This is a genomic window from Xenorhabdus budapestensis, assembly GCF_002632465.1.
GTDB lineage: Bacteria > Pseudomonadota > Gammaproteobacteria > Enterobacterales > Enterobacteriaceae > Xenorhabdus > Xenorhabdus budapestensis.
Map to the genome: position 1 here is coordinate 1 of NZ_NIBS01000156.1, position 384 is coordinate 384.

The following is a 384-nucleotide window of genomic DNA, read 5'->3' on the forward strand; positions in this document are numbered from 1 at the left end:
CCATTTCCCATTTGCCAGTTATGTCGCGTGATGAAAGTCAGTCGTTCCACGTTTTATGCCTGGCAGGCAAAACCCGTTCGGTTACTTTCTGATGAGCAACAAGCATTACACCGAAAAGCGACGACGCTCTTTAAAGAAAGCCGGGAAAGTTTAGGCTATCGGATGTTGGCGAAAAAATTACGCAAAGAAGGCTTTACCATCAGTGACTATCGGACCCGAAAGCTCATGAATCAGCTCGGATTATCCGTCAGACAGCGGCAGCGCTACCGGGCTCCGCGCAAAGGTAAAGCGATATCAACAGCCTGTCATCTACTTAACCGGAACTTTAATCCGTTGGCGCCGAATGAAGTTTGGGCAGGAGATATCACCTATTTGAAGACGCCC

1 protein-coding gene is annotated in these 384 nt (G+C 48.7%); it reads left to right on the forward strand.

The annotated features are described in order from the left end of the window. The coding region (locus Xbud_RS19410; protein WP_145956701.1) for an IS3 family transposase at positions 1-384 on the forward strand (384 nt) is incomplete at both ends.